The sequence below is a fragment of the Inconstantimicrobium porci genome (assembly GCF_009696465.1).
Classification (GTDB): domain Bacteria; phylum Bacillota; class Clostridia; order Clostridiales; family Clostridiaceae; genus Inconstantimicrobium; species Inconstantimicrobium porci.
The window spans coordinates 1-1,214 of sequence record NZ_VULX01000073.1; the positions used below are offsets into that span (position 1 = coordinate 1).

General features: G+C 31.9%; 1 protein-coding gene and 1 pseudogene. Both read right to left on the reverse strand.

What is annotated here, in order from left to right; genetic code table 11:
* Positions 1 to 43: 43 nt before the first annotated feature.
* Positions 44 to 805, reverse strand: coding sequence for an IS21-like element helper ATPase IstB (gene istB / locus FYJ33_RS15985; protein ID WP_154532959.1), 762 nt, complete (start codon positions 803 to 805; stop codon positions 44 to 46).
* Positions 802 to 1,214: pseudogene (locus FYJ33_RS16120) on the reverse strand (hypothetical protein); the annotation flags it as partial. The gene istB and the pseudogene FYJ33_RS16120, both read right to left, overlap by 4 nt.

Sequence of the window (1,214 nt, forward strand, 5' to 3'; positions counted from 1 at the left end):
AAAAAATAATACCTGCTTTCAGTTGCGGGTGATATTATAATTGCTACTGTTGTACAGACTTATTATTAAGGCCTAATAGATGTTCTTTTTGCTGTCGGTATCTATAACTTTCTCCATTAAAAGTTAAGATGAAACTATTATGAATAAGTCTGTCTATAATAGCCGTTGTCATTCGTTCATCCTGAAAGATCCGTGGCCATTCTTTGAATTCGAGATTTGTATTGACAATTATTGAACCTTTTTCATATCGTTCTGAGAATATTTGAAACATTAGCTGAGTTGTTGTATGTGACATTTCAATATATCCAAGTTCATCAATTATCAATAAATCCACTTTTTTTAATTTTTCAATGAATTTTCCTAGCTGCAATGAATCCTGCATCTCGACTAACTTGTTTCCAAGCTCCGCTGCGGTATAGAAAGAAACTGTCTTACCTTTTCTGCATGCTTCAACACCAAGTGCAATGCTTATATGAGTTTTACCAGTGCCTGAACCACCTATGAATATAAGATTTTTTCTGTCGCCTATGAAGTCACAGCTAGCAAGCCCAATTATTTGTTTTTTATCAACATATGAGGCTTTAAAAAAATCAAATTCCTCTATTGTTTTTAAATTTGGAAATTTAGCTTTTTTATATAGCCTATTAAACCTATTATTTTCTCTTGATATAATTTCTTCATCAATAAGCCTCTCAAAGAATTCTCGGTAAGACCAAGCTTGGTCTTGCGCTTCTTCTATAATTCGTTCATAACTTTTCTGTATTCCGGAAAGTTTGCAAGTTGTTAATTTCTCTTCTAATGTCATTGCATACCACCTCCAATATTCATTAAATCACTATATGCATCGAGTGGCATGTTTTCTGATTTTATATCAAGAACGTTCAATTTTTCCAGGGTATCATAATCAAGTGTTAAAGAATTACTTTTAGATTCTTCTGTACTTCTTAGATAGCTTAGTATCTCCTGATAACTATAGCGGTTAGCTTTGTTAAAATCATTTAAAATGTATTCTATACGCTTTATTCCATATTTCTTAGTTAACTTTAGGATATCTATAAATTCTTTTGTGCCTTTGCTTATAGATTGTCTATGTGCCTGTAACTGATGATGATATTCAGAAAATATTTGTGGTAATTTCCAGTCTTGAATAACTTCAGCATCCTCATAAGCTCTGGGTTTTCTCTGCAATAAATCAAGAAAATGATATGGATCTA